The organism is Burkholderia stagnalis, from assembly GCF_902830275.1.
In the GTDB taxonomy this organism is placed as follows: Bacteria; Pseudomonadota; Gammaproteobacteria; order Burkholderiales; family Burkholderiaceae; genus Burkholderia; species Burkholderia stagnalis.
In genome coordinates, this window is the sequence record NZ_CADESW010000008.1 from 111,832 (window position 1) to 128,262 (window position 16,431).

General features: G+C 68.9%; 18 protein-coding genes. 5 read left to right on the forward strand and 13 right to left on the reverse strand.

The window, feature by feature from the left end:
- Positions 1 to 8 precede the first annotated feature (8 nt).
- The 11 genes from HWY45_RS16450 to HWY45_RS16500 all read right to left on the reverse strand — a co-directional run bounded on the left by HWY45_RS16450 (position 9) and on the right by HWY45_RS16500 (position 8,701).
- Entirely contained in the window at positions 9 to 944 is a 936-nt protein-coding gene (locus tag HWY45_RS16450) for an alpha/beta hydrolase (protein WP_059884677.1), read from the reverse strand.
- Positions 945 to 959: 15 nt separating this feature from the next.
- A complete protein-coding gene (locus HWY45_RS16455) occupies positions 960 to 1,448 on the reverse strand; it encodes a thioesterase family protein (RefSeq protein WP_059562341.1) in 489 nt (162 codons plus the stop codon).
- A 3-nt stretch (positions 1,449 to 1,451) separates the two neighbouring features.
- Positions 1,452 to 2,417 carry an L-carnitine dehydrogenase gene (locus tag HWY45_RS16460; RefSeq protein ID WP_059884675.1) on the reverse strand — a complete coding sequence of 322 codons (966 nt, stop codon included), beginning with the start codon at positions 2,415 to 2,417 and terminating at the stop codon, positions 1,452 to 1,454.
- 87 nt (positions 2,418 to 2,504) lie between these two features.
- Positions 2,505 to 3,434: a 3-dehydrocarnitine:acetyl-CoA trimethylamine transferase CdhC gene (cdhC, locus tag HWY45_RS16465; protein ID WP_059562334.1), complete on the reverse strand. Its 930-nt coding sequence runs from the start codon at positions 3,432 to 3,434 to the stop codon at positions 2,505 to 2,507.
- Positions 3,435 to 3,504: 70 nt separating this feature from the next.
- Positions 3,505 to 4,458: a choline ABC transporter substrate-binding protein gene (locus HWY45_RS16470; protein ID WP_059562629.1), complete on the reverse strand. Its 954-nt coding sequence runs from the start codon at positions 4,456 to 4,458 to the stop codon at positions 3,505 to 3,507.
- 297 nt (positions 4,459 to 4,755) lie between these two features.
- Positions 4,756 to 5,199 (reverse strand): c-type cytochrome, encoded by a 444-nt coding sequence (locus HWY45_RS16475; protein ID WP_059884781.1) that lies wholly within the window; start codon positions 5,197 to 5,199, stop codon positions 4,756 to 4,758.
- 95 nt (positions 5,200 to 5,294) lie between these two features.
- Positions 5,295 to 5,795, reverse strand: a complete 501-nt coding sequence (locus HWY45_RS16480; protein ID WP_059884673.1) for a c-type cytochrome — start codon at positions 5,793 to 5,795, stop codon at positions 5,295 to 5,297.
- Positions 5,792 to 6,322: a methylamine dehydrogenase light chain gene (locus HWY45_RS16485; protein ID WP_059884671.1), complete on the reverse strand. Its 531-nt coding sequence runs from the start codon at positions 6,320 to 6,322 to the stop codon at positions 5,792 to 5,794. Before HWY45_RS16485 ends, HWY45_RS16480 begins: the two co-directional genes overlap by 4 nt.
- A 36-nt stretch (positions 6,323 to 6,358) precedes the next feature.
- On the reverse strand, positions 6,359 to 6,985 hold the full coding sequence (gene mauD / locus HWY45_RS16490) for a methylamine dehydrogenase accessory protein MauD (RefSeq protein WP_059801803.1): 627 nt from the start codon (positions 6,983 to 6,985) through the stop codon (positions 6,359 to 6,361).
- Positions 6,982 to 7,536: a MauE/DoxX family redox-associated membrane protein gene (locus HWY45_RS16495; RefSeq protein ID WP_059884669.1), complete on the reverse strand. Its 555-nt coding sequence runs from the start codon at positions 7,534 to 7,536 to the stop codon at positions 6,982 to 6,984. The genes mauD and HWY45_RS16495 overlap by 4 nt, the downstream gene beginning before the upstream one ends.
- A gap of 7 nt (positions 7,537 to 7,543) precedes the next feature.
- Positions 7,544 to 8,701 carry an amine dehydrogenase large subunit gene (locus tag HWY45_RS16500; RefSeq protein ID WP_059884668.1) on the reverse strand — a complete coding sequence of 386 codons (1,158 nt, stop codon included), beginning with the start codon at positions 8,699 to 8,701 and terminating at the stop codon, positions 7,544 to 7,546.
- A gap of 220 nt (positions 8,702 to 8,921) precedes the next feature.
- On the opposite strand from HWY45_RS16500, the gene HWY45_RS16505 reads away from it, so the two are divergent.
- From HWY45_RS16505 to HWY45_RS16525, 5 genes are all read left to right on the forward strand, one after another.
- Positions 8,922 to 9,884 (forward strand): helix-turn-helix domain-containing protein, encoded by a 963-nt coding sequence (locus tag HWY45_RS16505; protein ID WP_059884667.1) that lies wholly within the window; start codon positions 8,922 to 8,924, stop codon positions 9,882 to 9,884.
- An 87-nt stretch (positions 9,885 to 9,971) separates the two neighbouring features.
- Entirely contained in the window at positions 9,972 to 10,916 is a 945-nt protein-coding gene (locus HWY45_RS16510; protein ID WP_059801703.1) for a GlxA family transcriptional regulator, read from the forward strand.
- A 519-nt stretch (positions 10,917 to 11,435) separates the two neighbouring features.
- The gene (locus tag HWY45_RS16515) at positions 11,436 to 13,151 is read left to right on the forward strand and encodes a PepSY domain-containing protein (RefSeq protein ID WP_059801705.1); all 1,716 of its coding nucleotides are present in this window, start codon (positions 11,436 to 11,438) and stop codon (positions 13,149 to 13,151) included.
- 78 nt (positions 13,152 to 13,229) lie between these two features.
- Complete coding sequence (locus tag HWY45_RS16520) at positions 13,230 to 14,477, forward strand: M28 family metallopeptidase (RefSeq protein WP_059801805.1); 1,248 nt, start codon at positions 13,230 to 13,232, stop codon at positions 14,475 to 14,477.
- 172 nt (positions 14,478 to 14,649) lie between these two features.
- On the forward strand, positions 14,650 to 15,012 hold the full coding sequence (locus tag HWY45_RS16525; protein ID WP_059562319.1) for a YbjQ family protein: 363 nt from the start codon (positions 14,650 to 14,652) through the stop codon (positions 15,010 to 15,012).
- Positions 15,013 to 15,033: 21 nt separating this feature from the next.
- On the opposite strand, the gene HWY45_RS16530 is transcribed toward HWY45_RS16525, so the two are convergent.
- Together HWY45_RS16530 and HWY45_RS16535 are read right to left on the reverse strand one after the other, a co-directional pair.
- Positions 15,034 to 15,720: a PepSY-associated TM helix domain-containing protein gene (locus HWY45_RS16530; protein ID WP_059884666.1), complete on the reverse strand. Its 687-nt coding sequence runs from the start codon at positions 15,718 to 15,720 to the stop codon at positions 15,034 to 15,036.
- Positions 15,717 to 16,400 carry a Fe2+-dependent dioxygenase gene (locus tag HWY45_RS16535; RefSeq protein ID WP_059884664.1) on the reverse strand — a complete coding sequence of 228 codons (684 nt, stop codon included), beginning with the start codon at positions 16,398 to 16,400 and terminating at the stop codon, positions 15,717 to 15,719. Before HWY45_RS16535 ends, HWY45_RS16530 begins: the two co-directional genes overlap by 4 nt.
- Positions 16,401 to 16,431 lie beyond the last annotated feature (31 nt).

Below are 16,431 nucleotides of genomic sequence, written 5' to 3' on the forward strand. Positions count from 1 at the left end.
CCTCCCGTTCACGAACGCTGCGCGCCCGGCGCGCGCAGGAATTCACTGACGATCCGGTGCATCCGCGCCGCCTGCGGGCTCGTGTCGAGCGCGCGCCAGCAGCCGTGCACCAGCCCCTCACCCATCCAGTGATGCGCCGCGCCGCCGGCCGCGCGAATCCGCGCGACGTAGGCCCGCGCATCGTCGCGCAGCGGATCGTGCTCCGCGCCGATCGCGAGCACCGGCGGCAAGCCGTCGAAGCGTGCTGCATCGAGCGGCGCGGACGCGCGCGGCGGCCGGTCGCCCCAGTACAGCGCGCGATAGCGATAGACATCGTCGAGCGTCAGCATCGGCGCGTGCGCTTCGGTATCGCGCGCCGGCGCCTGCGGCTCGAAGCCGAGCATCGGATAGACGAGCGCGATGCCGTCGATGCCGCCCTCGCCCGCATCGCGCAGCGCGGTTGCGACGGCCGCCGCGAGCATCCCGCCCGCGCTGTCGCCCGCCAGCGTCAGCGGCCGTGCGCACGGCCCGAACGGCAGCTGCGCCGCGAGCGCGGCGCGCGTCGCGGCCATGCAGTCGTCGAGCGCGGCGGGCGCCGGATGCTCGGGCGCCAGCCGGTAATCGACCGCGATCACCTCGAGCCCCGTATCGGCCGCGAGACGCGCGGTAATCAGCGCATGGCTGTCGAGCGAACCGACGACGAAGCCGCCGCCATGGAAGAACAGCACCGTGCCGCATGGCGCGGCATGCGCGGGCCGGTAACGGCGCAGCGCGATCACGCGGCCGTCCGGCGCGCGCAGCGCGGCATCCTGCTGCACGATGCCCGGCGGCAATCCTGCGGGCGTCCATGCGGCCGCGAAACGGTCGTAGATGCGGCGCTGTTCCGCCGGCGCGCGCACCGCCGCGTCGGCCGGATACCACGCGCCCACCGCCGCGACGAACGCCGCGATTTCCGGTTCGAGCATCGTTCGCGCGCCGCGCTACCGGCGTGACGGCAAACCGATCACGCGCCCCGCGTAGGCGGGTGGCGCCGCGTCGCGCTGCAGCGCATGCAGCGCGGCAACCCGTTCGGCGACGTCCGCATCGAACGGCGCCGATTTCGGCCCGTCGCGCGTATCGACGTGCAGCAGCATCTGCTCGCTCGCCGACACCGCGCCGTCGTGCCCGTCGGCGAACAGTTCGAGATACAGGTGCAGGCGCTTCGCGTCGTGCGCGAGCACGCGCGCATCGACGCGCACGCGCGTGCCCTCCTTGATCTCGTGCAGATAGTTGACGTGCGCCTCGAGCGTATAGACCGAGCGCCCCCGCTCGCGGCGCGCCGCGTCGTCGAGGCCGATGCGATCCAGCAGCGCATCGGTCGCGAAGCTGAAGATCAGCAGGTAGAACGCATCGCGCAAATGCCCGTTGTAGTCGACCCATTCGGGCCGCACGACGTCGCGGTATATCGTCAGCGGGGTATCGCCTGTCATCGCTCAATCCTCGAATTGCATGCCATGCCGCGCCTTCACCGCGGCGATCGCGCGCTGCACTTCGATGATGCACTCGTCGCGGTAGCGTTCGAGTTCCTTGATGCTGCGCGCGCCCCGTTGCTCGGCCGTGCCGTCGACGACGCGATCGATCAGTGCATCGGTCAGCTTCGGCGCGACGAGCTTCGTCCACGGCAGTTCGAGCGCGGGGCCGAACTGCCGCATGAAGTGTCGCATGCCCGCATCGCCGCCCGCGAGCGTATAGGTCAGGAAGGTGCCCATGAACGACCAGCGGATGCCCGCGCCGAAGCGGATCGCATCGTCGATCTCGCCGGTCGTCGCGACGCCCTCGTCGACGAGGTGCAGCGCCTCGCGCCACAACGCCTCGAGCAGCCGGTCCGCGATGAAGCCCGGCACTTCCTTGCGCACGTGCAGCGGCCGCATGCCGAGGCCGCGATAGATCCGCATCGCCGCTTCCACCGCTTCGGGCGCGGTTTGCGCGCCGCCGAGCACCTCGACGAGCGGCAGCAGGTACACCGGATTGAACGGATGGCCGACCACGCAGCGCTCGGGGTGCACCGCACGCGCGTAGAAATCCGTCGGCAAGAGGCCCGACGTCGACGATGCGATGATCGCGTCCGGCTTCGCCGCGCGGCTGATCTGCTCGTGCAGCTCGAGCTTCAGCGCTTCGCGCTCGGGCGCGCTTTCCTGGATGAAATCGGCGTCGGCGACGCACTCGTCGATCGTCGCGACGAAGCGCAGCCGCGCGGGGTCGGCGCCCGGCGCAAGGCCGACGCGCTCCAGCGCGGGCCACGCGTTCGCGACGTTCGCGCGCAGCTGCTGTTCCGCGCCGAGCGCGGGATCCCATACGACCACGTCGAGACCGTGGGCCAGCGCGCGGGCAACCCAGCCGCTGCCGATCACGCCGGTGCCGATCGCGGCGAACGTCTTGATGTCGGTAATCACTGCCATGACAAACGCATCCTTCAAATCGGGGAAATCGGGTGGCAACCGTGCGCGCACGGCCGCCTCAATGCAGTGCGATGCCGCTTCAGCGCTTCACGCGAACTCGGCCACCGCGCGGCGTTCGAGCAGCCGCTCGCCGCGCGCCGGCAGGCCGAGCTTGCGGCGCCCTTCGGCGGGCGTCAGCACGCGGCCGCCGAGGCGCTCGACGATTTCGCGCGCGCGCTCGACCAGCGTGCCGTTCGATGCGGGCACGCCGCGGTCGAGCCACAGGTTGTCCTCGAGGCCGACCCGCACGTGGCCGCCGAGCAGCATCGCCTGCGCGACCATCGGCATCTGCATCCGGCCGATGCCGAAGCCGGCCCAGTGCGCGCCGGGCGGCAGGTTGTCGACCATCGCCTTCATCGTGCCAGTGTCGGCCGGCGCGCCCCACGGAATGCCGAGGCACAGCTGGAACAGCGGCGGATCGTCGAGCAGGCCCTCCTTCAGCAATTGCTTCGCGAACCACAGGTGCCCGGTGTCGAAGATCTCCAGCTCGGGCTTCACGCCGAGCGCCTGGATGCGCTTCGCGCCGGCGCGCAGCTGCGCGGGCGTCGACACGTAGATGTAGTCGCCGTCGCCGAAATTCAGCGTGCCGCAGTCGAGCGTGCAGATCTCCGGCAGCAGTTCCTCGACGTGCGCGAGCCGCGTGAGCCCGCCGACCAGATCGGTGCCCTTGCCGAAGCGCATCGGGTCCTCGCCGGGGCCGATCTCGAGATCGCCGCCCATGCCGGCCGTCAGGTTGATGATCACGTCGACGTCGGCCGAGCGGATCCGGTCGACCACCTCGCGATACAGGTTCGGGTCGCGGCTGCCGCGCCCCGTCTGCGGATCGCGCACGTGGCAGTGCGCGACCGTCGCGCCCGCCTTCGCCGCCTCGATCGCGGCGGCCGCGATCTCCTTCGGCGTCACCGGAATCGCCGGGTGCTTGCCGACCGTATCGCCCGCGCCGGTCACGGCGCAGGTCACGATGACTTCGTGGTTCATGCTGGTTGCCTCGTTGGTTTCGGGTTGCTTCTTGGATCGTCGGCGCGCGCCATGACGGCGCGCGGGGCCGTCACAGGCCGAGATAGGCCTTCACCGCCGGCAGGCCGTCCTTGCCGTCGTACGTCTTCACGCCCGCGAGCCACGGATCGAGCACTTGCGGGTTCTTCTTCAGGTACGCCTTCGCTGCTTCGGCCGGCTTGGTCTTGTTCATCACCGACTGCATCAGCTGGTTCTCGAGCTGCGTCGAGAAGCGCAGGTTCGTCACGAGCTTGCCGGCGTTCGGGCAGCGCGCGATGAAGTCGGGCGCGGTCAGCGTGTAGACGCGCGCCTCGCCGTAGTTCGGCCCGAACGCCGCGTCGCCGCCGGACAGGTAGTTCATGCTGATCTGGATGTTCATCGGATGCGGCTCCCACCCGAGAAACACGACCCACTTCTTGTCGCGGATCGCGCGTTCGACGGTGACGAGCATCCCGGCCTCGCTCGACTCGACGAGCTTGAAGCCGCCGAGCCCGTACTGGTTCGTGTCGATCATCTTCTGGATCGTCGCGTTCGCGCTGCTGCCCGGCTCGATCCCGTAGATCTTGCCGTCGAGCTCCGCGCGGTGCTTCGCGATGTCCTCGAAGGTCTTCAGGCCCGCCTGGTATGCGTAGCTCGGCACCGCGAGAGTCGCCTTCGCGCCGGACAGGTTCGGCGGCTCGACGACGTTGATCGACTTGCTGTCGAGGAACGGCTGCAGCTGCTTCTGCTGCACGGGCCACCAGTAGCCGAGCGACACGTCGAGCTGCTTGCTCTTGAGCCCCGCGAACGAGATCGGCACCGACGCGATCGTCGTGGTCGGCTTGTAGCCGAGCGCCTCGAACACCGTCGACGCCATCGCGGTGGTCGACGTGATGTCGGTCCAGCCGATGTCCGCGAAACGCACGGTGCGGCAGCTTGCCGGATCCGCATCGGCGAGCGCCGCCGTCGACCACGCACCCGCCGCCAGCATGGCCGCGCCCAGCGCGGCGATCGTTCTCGACTTCATGGTTTCCTCCCGTTTCGACTCAGTGAGCAGCGGGTGTGCGGGATGCGTCCCGGCCTGCATCGTGGACTCAAAAGTAACGAGCCATATTCGCGCAAAGGCGACCGCCGGCGACATTTTCTTGACTGGATGCGACTATGCGGAAAAACCACTAGGTCGCGTAGAGGCCTTGTCAGGCGGGCTTTTCAGATGGATTCAGGAGGATCGATGCTTGTCCCGGTGCGTCGCCGGGGCGCATCTGAAGGGGGATCGATGGGGCGCAGTCGACGCGCCCGATGGACAAGGTGCCCCCAACGAGGGTCAGTAGCGATCCGCGACGCCGTGGATCCCGCGTGCCTGCAGCGCGCGCACCAGGCCGGCGCGCACCGTCGCGACGTCGGAGAGCGCCGGGCGGCGGCGCGCGGCGACTTCGGCGGCCGTATATGGCCGGAAATCGCGCGGCAGCGCATCGCGGTTCATCGTCGTGAGAATCCAGTTGAGCACGTCGGCAAGCGCCTGGTCCGACAACGCCGAGTTCGACGCGCCGGGCACCCGCATCACGTAGTCGCGGCCTTCCGGCAGATGCGTGAAGTAGCCGAGCGAGTTCGACAACGACGGCACCTTGCCCGCAATGCCGCCACCCGTCGCCGTGTGGCAGCCCATGCAGTTGAGCACCCAGTGCTGCCGCGCGAGCGCCGCATCGGCGCTGCCTTCCGCTCGCGCCGGCGACGGCACGGCGCAGATCGTGGCCCATGCCAGCACCAGCGCGGCGGCCCGCCGCCATGCGCCGGCCCGTCGGCGCGCGGCTGCGGCGCGCGGCCGATGCGCGCAATCGCGCGCATGACACACGCGATCGGCATTCACAGCCCGAGCCCCTTCGTGACGACCGCGCGCTGCGCATGCACGGCCGCGCCGTCCGTCGCCTGCGCGCGCGCCGCGCGGATCTCGTCGGCCGTAAACGGCTTTGCCGCGCCATGCTTCGCGTTCAGGTCGAACACGACGTAGTTCAGCACTTGCGCGAGATCCTCGTCGCTCGTGCCCGCGAACGACGGCATCTTGAAGTTGTAGGTCTTGTCGCGCACCTTGATCTCGCCGAACATGCCGCTCAGCAGCGTCGCCACGAGCTGCGCGCGCCCCTGCGCGAGCGTCGCGTACTTGCCCGGATACTCGGTGAGCGGCGGCGCGAGCCCGTCCTGGCCGCGGCCGCCCGCCTGATGGCACACCGCGCATTGCGCGTCGAACAGGCCCTTGCCGGCGGCGTAACGCGCGCCCTGCTGTGCGTGGCCGATACCCGGCATCGTCAACGATGCGGCCGCCGTCACGCAGGCGGCCAGAATCTTTCCAGCGTGCTTCCCTTTCATTGCCTGGCCGCTCCAAGAAGAACCGAAACCGAACAGTGGTAATTCGCGTTGCCGTTCGCCATGCACCAGTTGATGTCGTTGTTGAGCGACAGCTTGTACAGCGGCTTCTCGCGTTCGTTGCGATTGCAGAAGCACTTGCCGCACGACGTCTTGCCGCAGCAATCGTTGTACGACACGATGTAGTCCGTGCCGTCGCGCGGATTGCGGCAGGTGCCGATCCACGTGATCGGCGACGGCGTCGTGCCGGGCGGGCAGCTGCTCGACGTGCCGCCGCAGCAGCTGCACAGCCAGCCGTCGATCGCGCAGTATTTCCAGTAGTCGCAGCTCATCGGATCGTCGCCGGCCCCGGCCGCGGCCGATGCCCCCGATGCGGCATCGGCCGCATACGCGGTGCGGTCGACGGGCAACAGCGGCAGCAGCGACGTGCCGAGCAAGACCTTGCCGAGCGTCGCCATCGCGCTGCGCCGCGAGCTGCGTTGCGCGACGCTGCGCGCCGAGCGCTCGAACCATGAATCAAACACACCCATGTCGTTGTTCTCCACTGAGATTGAAAGAGGCGCGCGTCACACGTGCTGCGCGTGGCCATCGTGGCGAGCGCTGCCGTGCACGAACGCCTGGAGCGACTCGACGCCGCGCTCCTTCGCCTCGAACAGGCTCTCGAGGTGCTCGCGCGTGTTGACGAGGCCCTTTGCGCGCACCGTGCCGGTTTCGTCGAGCAGCACCGCATACGGCAGCTTGCCGATCTGGTACGCGAGGCCGAGCTCCTGCGACAGCAGGTACGGGAAGCGGCCGAGGTCGTGCTTGCGCGCGAAGCGGGTGTGCTCGTCGAGCTCGCCGTCGCTCGCGAGCACGATGTTCACGGGCGTCGCTTCGCTCGCCTGCAGCGACGGCAGCAGCGGCAGCAGCTTCTTGCAGACCGGGCACGTCGGCGACAGGAAGAACAGCAGCGTGGCCTTGCCCGACGCGTCGATGCCGCCGACCTTCACCGGCGTGCCGCGAATGTCGGCCAGCTCGAACACCGGCGCGATCGAGCCGACCGCGGGGCCCTTGTCGATCATCAGCGCGCCGGCCGGCATGATGCGTTCGTACAGGATGCCGACCTGGCGAACCATCGCGAAACAGATCGCGCCGAGCGCGAGCACGGCGATCCACAGCAAGGCGGTAGAAACGGTGAGAGCGGTTTGCATCAGGAATTCCTCAGGTGGGAAAGGCGCGGCACATTGGCCAGCAGCACGTCGGCGGTGAGCAGCGTGCAGACGATCAGCAGCACGGCGAAGAACAGCGTCAGGTAGTCGAACCACACGACCGCGCGGGCGGCCGGCTCGGCGAACGCGGTCGCGGCCAGCGCCGCGAGCAGCAGCGCGCGTGCGACGTGGAACCCGCCGATGCCGCGCGGCGCGTCCGGCCGCGTCGCGGCAAAACCCGAGCAGCCGCAATCGATGTCGGTATGGCCGCGCAGGATGTTGATCGCGAGCGCGGCGGCGAACGCGAGCAGCAGCGCGACCAGCACGCCCGCGCCGATCGTGCGCGTATCGGGAAACAGCAGCGCCGCGGCGCCGAGCACTTCGGCGAGCGGCAGCGCGAACGCCGCGGGCGCGGTCAGCGCATCGGGCAGCAGGCGGTAGCCGCCGAGCGCGTCGCGGAACGCGGCAGGCCGCCGCATCTTGGCGGCCGCGCCGAGCAGCACGACGATGGCCGCGCCGGCCTGCGCGCCCGTGGCGAGTACAGGATCGATCGTCATCGCGGCCTCACGGGTTGACGAGCAGCGACGACGTGCTGCCGACCTGCTTCTCGACGTGCAGCAGCCGGCCCGTCAGCGCATCCATCACGACCAGGTCGGACGTCGGCGTCAGCCCGTAGAACAGCGGCTTGTCGTCCGCGCTGACCTGGATCGACAGGAGCGGATCGATTTTCTGCTGCGCGAGATCCCAGCGCGCGACGCGCTGCTTCGTCTGCAGGTCGACCACCCAAACTTGCGTACCGGGTTCCTTGTGCGAGCCCTCCCCGCCCTTGTGCATCGCCACGTAATAGCGGTGCAGCTTCGCGTTCACGGCCGTCTGCTGCATGCCGCCCGGGCGCCAGCCCTCGGCGCGCTCGGCGTCCGTCAGCAGCGACCACGGCGCGCCGAACACGGCCTTGTCACCGCGGAAATCGGCGCTGCGCACGCTCCCGCCGAACGTCGTGAACAGATAGCCGCCCTGGTACGGCGACGCGTTGACGAAGGCCGGATCGCGATCCACGTCGATGAACGCGTCCGACATCGTGCGCTTCGCTTCGCGGCCCTTCGCATCGAGCATGACGGTGAGCGCCTTGCCGCTTTCGCACAGCGACGTGAAGCGGTCGTTCGCCGACGGATACGCGAGCACGCACGCGGCCATGTCGATCTCCGGCAGCACCTTGCGCGTCGCCACGTCGATCACCGTCATCGACGCGGCCGGCGTGATGTTCGCGACATACAGCCGCCTGCCGTCCGCGCTGAACGCCGTGTTGTACGGCGACGGCACGTGCTGCGCATGCTTCGGCGGAATCGCGATCTCGCCCGTGTGAGCAAGCGTCGTGTTGTCGGTGAGCTCGACCACATCGGTGCGCGTGCCGTGCGAGCCGCGCGAGAAATAGGTCGTCGCCACGTAGCTCGTCCGGTGATCGGGCGAGATCGCCAGGCCCGGGCCGAACCCGCCGTCGATCTGGCCGAGCAGCTTCTTCGCGTCGGCGTCGTACACGTGGATGCGCCCGTCGGTCATCGACGGCATCGACATGTCGACGATGAACACCTCGTGCGGATGCCACGGCGGCATCTTCTTCACGACCAGCTCTTCCGGCTTCTCGATTGCGTGCGCGGCGCCGCTCCAGGCCGCCGCGCATGACAGCGCCGCCGCGATCACAGCGGTGCGTCGCCTTGTCTTCATGTCGCCTCCAGTAGGGATTCACGTTGTGTGCGGCGACTGTAGATCGACAAAAAATTCGGCCAGCACCGAGACCGGCAACGCGTTCGTGCCGATTCGGGATATTGGCAATCCTGCTGAAAGGGACACCGCGCCGAGCCGCCCGGATTAACCCTCGCCCACCTTGCGCCGACCGTGCGGCCGGTTTACGCTTGCGCGGTCTGATCGAGGCGCCGGAGGCTCTGTGTTCGTGCATCACCAGTCATTCGACGACGCGGACCAGCACGCCAACGCGCTGCGGGGCTGGGAGCAGCGCTACGACCAGATCGGCTCGGGCGCGTATCGCAGCGTCGTCAAGCAGGTCGCGCTGGATGGCGTCCAGCTGTTCCAGGAAGCCGCGAACGTTCGCGTGCACCAGCGCGGGCACCTGCCGCCCGGGCAAACCGTGTTCGGCATCCCGCTCACCGGCGCGGGCGCCTTCGCGTTCGGCGGCGCGCGCATCGAGCACGGCGCGATCGTGATGACGCGCGGCGGCACGCCGTTCGAACTGCATTGCCCCGGCGACATGTCGCTGATCTGCGTCGTCGTCGATGCCGAGCTCGCACTGCACATCTCCGACGCGGCCAGCGTCAAGCTCGACGACCGCCTGTTCCGGCACGGCGTCGTCGGCATGCCGAATGCCGCCTGCGTGCGGGCCGGCCTGCAGATCGCGACGCTGCTCGAACGCGTGCTCGCGTCGCCCGCCGCCTTCGACGCCCCGCACACGCAGCAGGCGCTGCGCGGCGAGGTGGGCGACGTGCTCGCCGAACTGCTCGCCTACCGGGTGCCCGCGCCGGCGAACCGGCTCACGCACGCATGCCGCGCCGACATCGTGCGCCGCGTGCACGACTACGTGATCGACCATCCCGAGGAACCCGTCGACATCCAGCGCCTGTGCGCGCAACTGCGCGTCAGCCGGCGCACGATGCAGAACAGCTTCCAGTCCGTCGTGCAGACCGGCCCGTTGAGCTACATGCGCTCGCTGCGCCTGGCGCAGGTCAGGCGGCTGCTGCTCGACCGGCGGCAGGCCGACCTGCCGATCAGCGACGCGGCCGCGCAATGGGGCTTCATCCATCTCGGCCATTTCGCGAACGCATACAAGGCACAGTTCGGCGAGCTGCCGTCGGCGACCGCGCGCCGCGCGGCGCATCACGCCCAAACCCGCTGAGGCCGCGGCAAAACCCGTCATAATCCGCAGCGGGCTGCCCGGCCCTCGCGCCGCCCCACGTTCATGGCCACCCCGCTCCCCACTCCGATGCCCGAGGATTTCCATTTCCTGCTGATGCCCGGCTTCTCCGCACTCGGCTTCATGTCCGCGGTGGAGCCGCTGCGCGTGGCAAACCGCTTTCGCAGCGAGCTGTACCGCTGGCACGTGCTCAGCGCGGACGGTGCGCCGGTGGCCGCGAGCAACGGCATCCCGGTCGCCGCGCAGGCCGCGTACGCGGACGTCGAGCGCGTCGGCACGGTGTTCGTCGTCGCGGGCTTCGACCCGCTCGTCTGCTATACGCGCGCGCTCGCCGACTGGCTGCGGCGCCAGAACCGGCACGGCGCGACGCTCGGCGGCATCGACACCGGCAGCTTCGTGCTCGCCGAAGCCGGGCTGTTCGACCCGTCGCACCCGCTCACGCTGCATTGGGAGGCGCTCGCCGCGTTCCGCGAGCGCTATCCGGACCTGAAGGCCACCCAGGAACTGTTCGAGATCGGCGAGCGGCGCATCACCTGCGCGGGCGGCACCGCGTCGATCGACATGATGCTCGACCTGATCGGGCGGCGGCACGGCGCGGATCTCGCGGCCGCGATCTCCGAGCAGTTCGTCGTCAGCCGGATCCGCCAGCGTTCCGACAGCCAGCGGCTCGAAATCGCCGCGCGCTACGGCGTGCACAACCGCAAGCTGATCCAGGTGATCGGCACGATGCAGCGCCACATGGAGAACCCGCTCGGCCCCGACGCGCTCGCCGGCGAAGTCGCGATCACGCGCCGCCAGCTCGAGCGCCTGTTCAGCGCGACGCTGAACGACACGCCGACGCGCTTCTACCTGAACCTGCGGCTCGACCGCGCGCGCGAACTGCTGCAGCAGACCGACATGAGCATCACGTCGGTGTGCGTCGCGTGCGGCTTCGAGTCGCCGTCGCATTTTTCGCGCACCTATCGTGCGCGTTTCGGCACGAGCCCGCGCAGCGATCGCCGCGTGCTGCGCTGATGCGCTGATGCGCTCGCGCAAACCATCAGGCTTGCGCACAAAATCGCGGAATATTGCGTATTCCGGCAACAATCGCCGCTGCTCGCTGAACAATTCCGCCAATTACTCGACGAATCGAAGCAGCCTTCGAAAATAAATTGCAATTTCGTCGAAAATGTTCTGTAACATATCCCAAAATTAGATAGGCAGCCTAAGTAGACGAGAATCCGGGCCGACATGCGTCGAGCCCGCCTGCTGCCGATTGGTCATTGATCCGAGGGGTATGACATGACGATGTTCGATACGCCGTCGCCGCACCCGCCTGCCGTCCGCTTCTCCCCGTCTTCCGCCACCCGGCGGCGCGCCTTCGCGCCATCGCCGGGCTGTTTCATTTCGACCTGACGTTTAGGGTTCCTGAGTCTCACGCAGCACCGCAATGCGCACTGACGTGCCGGCTTGCGCAAGCCGGCGCGCGGGCCATGTCGTACCTGCGTTCCATGAGGGCGCGGGCTTCCCCAACCGTTGAAGAAAGGATCTCGTATGCAGACATCACGCAAGGCATTGCCGTTGGCATTGAGCATCGCACTGGGTTTCGGCATCGCATGCGGCGCGGCGGCGGCCGATCACAAGAACGGCGACCCGCAGGCGTCGAGCCTGCGCGAAAGCCTGACGCGCGGCGTCGCGCCGCCGGCCGCGAAGTCGGATTCGGCCACCGGCCAGTATCGTTCGGACGGCGTCGCGGTCACGCTGTACAACCCGGCCTACCACACCAAGCAGGCCGCCGCGACGCCGGCCGACACCGCGCGCGGCTTCGTCACGTCGCAGGCCACGCAGCTCGGGCTCGACGCGGCCGCGCTCGCGAGCCTCGTGGTCGCGTCGGAGCGCAAGGATCCCGACTTCACCGTCGTGCGCTTCGAGCAGCGGGCGGGCGGCCTGCCGGTGTACGGCAGCGAGATCGCGGTGACGGTCGCGAAGGACGGCCGCATCCTGTACGTCGCCAGCAACACGATCAGCGGCGCCGTCGTGAAGGCCCGCAAGACGCAGGCCGTCGACCAGCAGCAGGCGCTCGACCGCGCACGCGCGTATCTCGGCGTGAGCGGCTTCACGAATATCGACGCGAAGCTCGTCGCATTCGTCGATGCCGCCGGCACGCATACCGCGTGGAAGGTGCGCGGCCGGCCGCAGGGCGGCCCGAAGGGCGACTGGGAGCTGCTGATCGACGCGGACAGCGGCGAAGTGCTGCGCGCCGAGGACAAGGCGTTCTACGCGACCGACGGCACGGGCTACGTGTTCCGTCCGGATCCGCTGTCGCCGACGAAAAGCAGCTACGGCAGCACCGGCTACAAGGACAACAGCGATGCGGATTCCACGCAGCTGAGCGCCGCGCGCGTGCGCGTGACGCTGAAGGATCTCGCGCTGTCGGGGTCGAGCTACCGGCTGTCGGGCCCGTACGCCGTGTGCACCGACTTCGACGCGCCGAACGACAACGCGTGCCCGGTGCAGTCGACGCCGACCTTCGAGTTCACGCGGAAGAACCTGTACTTCGAGGCGGTCAACGCGTACTACCACATCGACACGTTCCTGCGCTACGTGAACCAGACGCTCGGCATCAAGGCGACGCCGTACCAGTACGCGGGCGGCGTGCAGTACGACCCGCACGGCGAATCCGGCGCCGACAACTCGTCGTATTCGTCGGGCAGCGGCAGGCTGACGTTCGGCCAGGGCGGCGTCGACGATGCGGAAGACGCCGACGTGGTGATCCACGAGCTCGGCCACGGCATCCACGACTGGGTGACGAACGGCGGGCTGTCGCAGCAGGAAGGGCTCTCGGAAGGCACCGGCGACTACCTCGCCGCGGCCTACAGCCGCGACTTCAACCAGTGGAGCCCGTCGGACGCGCAGTACAACTGGGTCTTCAACTGGGACGGCCACAACGAGTTCTGGGGCGGGCGCGTGACCAACTGGAACGTCGGCCGCACCTATGCACAGGCACGCGGCGCCGAGATCCACACGGCCGGCCAGTACTGGGCCTCGTGCAACCTGGTCGCGCGCGACGCGATCGGCGGCGCCGCGATGGACAAGGCGTTCCTGAAGGGGCTGTCGATGACCAACGGCTCGACCAACCAGAAGGCGGCCGCGCAGGCCGTGATCACCGCCGCGTCCACGCTCGGCTACAGCGCCGCGCAAATCACCGCGATCGGCGATGCGTACAACAAGAGCTGCACGTATGGCGTCACGGTTCCGAAGAAGTCGTAATCCCGCAGCAGGCCGGGCCGATCGCACACCCTGCGAGCCGCCCTCTTTTTCGACATCACTACCCTGATGAGATCGAACATGCCTAGTCTGAAACTCAAACACCTGAGCGCCGCGCTATGCGGCACGCTGGTCGCCGCCGCCGCGCATGCGGCACCCGTCTGGATCACGCTCGGCGACAGCGCGCTGCGTCAACTGCAGCGCGTCGACGCCGGCGTGACCGCCGCGTACAGCACCACGGTCGTGGCCGGCAAGACCGACAGCGGCGTAGCGCGCCGCGAAACCGTCCATGTCGTGCAGATCGACGACGCCGCGCTGGGCGAGCTCGCGGCCGCCGTCCACCGCACGCGCGGCCACGGCCCGGGCTTCGTCGTGCACGACTCGTTCGACGAGGCGCGCCAGGCGCTGCAGCCGCTGCCGGCCGCGCTGGCCAAGCAGGCCGCCGCCGAGTACCAGGTCGCGAACGTGTCGCAGATCAGCACGTGGATCCAGCAACTGCAGGCCAGTAACATCGTCGGCACGATCACGTCGCTGTCCGGCTTCACGAACCGCTACTACACGACGTCGCACGGCGTGGCCGCGTCGGACTGGCTCGCGCTGCAATGGAAGCAGCTGGCGAACGGGCGCGCCGACGTCACCGTCGAGCAGTTCGCGCACGCGAGCTGGCCGCAGAAATCGGTGATCCTGACGATCAAGGGCAGCGATGCGTCGGCGGGCACGGTCGTGCTCGGCGGCCATCTCGACTCGACCGTCGGCCGCACGACGGAGAATACCCGCGCGCCCGGCGCGGACGACGACGCGTCCGGCATCGCGAGTCTCACCGAGGCGCTGCGCGTGCTGCTCGCGAACAACTACAAGCCGAAGCGGACCATCAAGTTCATCGGCTACGCGGCCGAGGAAGCCGGCCTGCTCGGCTCGAAGGCGATCGCGAAACAGTTTCGCGCGCAGAACGCGAACGTGGTCGGCGTGCTGCAGCTCGACATGACGAACTACAAGGGCGACGCGAAGGACATCTACCTGATCACCGACTACACGAACGCCGCGCAAAACACCTACCTGTCGAACCTGGCGAGAACCTATCTGCCGGAACTGACGGTCGGCACGTCGCAATGCGGCTACGCGTGCTCGGATCATGCGTCGTGGAACGCGCAGGGCTATCCGGCGTCGCTCCCGTTCGAGGCGGACCAGAACGACAGTCCGTACATCCATACCGTGAACGACACGCTGGCGAACTCGGATCGCCAGGCCAACCACGCGCTGAAGTTCGGCAAGCTGGCGCTTGCGTACGCAGTCGACCTCGGCAACGGCGGCACGACGGCGAAGCCGTGACGGCGCGCCGCTGAGCCGGTTGCCGCCGGCATGCGATACAACGGGCGCGAAGCCAGGTTTGCGCCCGTTTGTACTCGTGTGCGCTCATTTGCGCTCACTTGCATGTCGATGGCGGCATCGGTGCGGCTAAAATCGTCGCTCGATCCTTTCGCGCCACGCGGCGCTATCCGACATGCAAGACACTTCCCGCTCCCTCGACGACCTCACGCCCGACCGCGTGACGACCGCATTCGACCTGCCCGGCCACACGACGGTGCGCGCGCTCGGTGTCGCGCAAGGCATCGTCGTGCGCTCGCGCTCGATCGTCGGCTCGTTCGGCGCGGCGCTGCAGACGCTGTTCGGCGGCAACATCACGCTCTACACGTCGCTGTGCGAAAAAGCCCGCCAGCAGGCGTTCGACAAGATGCTCGCGGACGCGCGCAAGCTCGGCGCGAATGCGGTCGTCGCGATGCGCTACGACTCGACGGAAATCGGCACGGGGGTGACGGAAGTCATCTGCTACGGCACCGCGGTGCGGGTCGGGCACGACCGCTGAGCGTGCAGGCGCCCGCCGCTGTCACGACGCGAGCACGGTGCACACCGTCGCCGCGATCGAGCCGATCACGAGCACCGCGCCGATCGTGCGGCGCTTGTTGAGCCCGGTCCACAGCAGCACGCCCGTCAGCGACAGCAGTACCAGCGCGCCGGCGAGCGTGTCGACCAGCAGCACCCAGCCGATGCTCATGCCGACGCCCTTGTGCAGGTTCGTCAGCCACGCGAGCGCAGAATTGTCGGTCCGCTTCAGCGCGACATGGTCGCCGCCGACCCAGTAGTCGACCGCGACGCTTTCGGCCGGCGATGCGAAGGTCATCTGCCAGTGTTCGGGCTGCACGGTCTCGCGGTCTCCCCACGCGACCGGATGCTCGGGTTCCTTCTGCACGCGGCCCATCCGGGCGGGGAGCCGGAGATCAGGCTGTGCGCGCAACCATTCGGCGAGCGCGCGCGGTGAGTCGGGCGCGGGCTGCGGCACGCGCAGCCGGAGCGTCGACACCCGCGGCGCGCCGGTCGCGATGCGCAGCGGCTCCGCGCGATGATTCAGCACGAAGCCCGTGACGCCGAACAGCAAGCCGAGCGCGGCGCCCCACAGGCCGACCCAGCCGTGCACCTTGCGCAGCCACTTGATGAAGGTGCCGCGCCGCGCGCGCGAGCCGGCTTGCTCGCGCGATGCGTCCGCGCCGGTTTCGATCAGATCGGCCACGCTCACGTTTCACTCCAGAGTCGCAAAAGATTGTGGTAGCAGCCGACGAGGCTGCGGCGCGCCTGCGCATCGGCGTCGCTCGCGTTGAGCCGCTGGATCGCGGTATCCATGTCGAACAGCAGCGCGCGCTGCGCATCGCTGCGCACGAGGCTCTGCACCCAGAAGAAGCTCGCGACGCGCACGCCGCGCGTCACCGGCGTGACCTGGTGCAGGCTCGTCGCCGGGTAGACGACCAGGTCGCCCGCCGGCAGCTTCACCTGCTGCACGCCGTATGCGTCCTCGATCACGAGTTCGCCGCCGTCGTACGCGTCGGGCTCGGACAGGAACAGCGTGCAGGACACGTCGGTGCGCAGCTTCACGCCGTTCGGCAGCACCCGCACCGCGCCGTCCACGTGGCTGCCGAACGTCATCCCGCCTTCGTAGCGGTTGAACAGCGGCGGGTAGACCTGGTTCGGCAGCGCGGCGCTGATGAACAGCGGATGGCGCTCGAGCGCCGCGAGGATCACGTCGCCGAGCTCGCGCGCGAGCGGCGAATGCTCGGCGATCTGCTGGTTGCGCTTGACCGGCGCGCCCGAATAGCCGGCCGTCGCGCGGCCGTCGACCCACGCGTCGCCCGCGCCGTCGAGCCGCGCACGTAGCGTCCGCACCTGCTCGTGCGTCAATACGTTCGGAATGTGTACAAGCATCGTGCCTGCCCTTTCGTGATGTCGCGCGCCG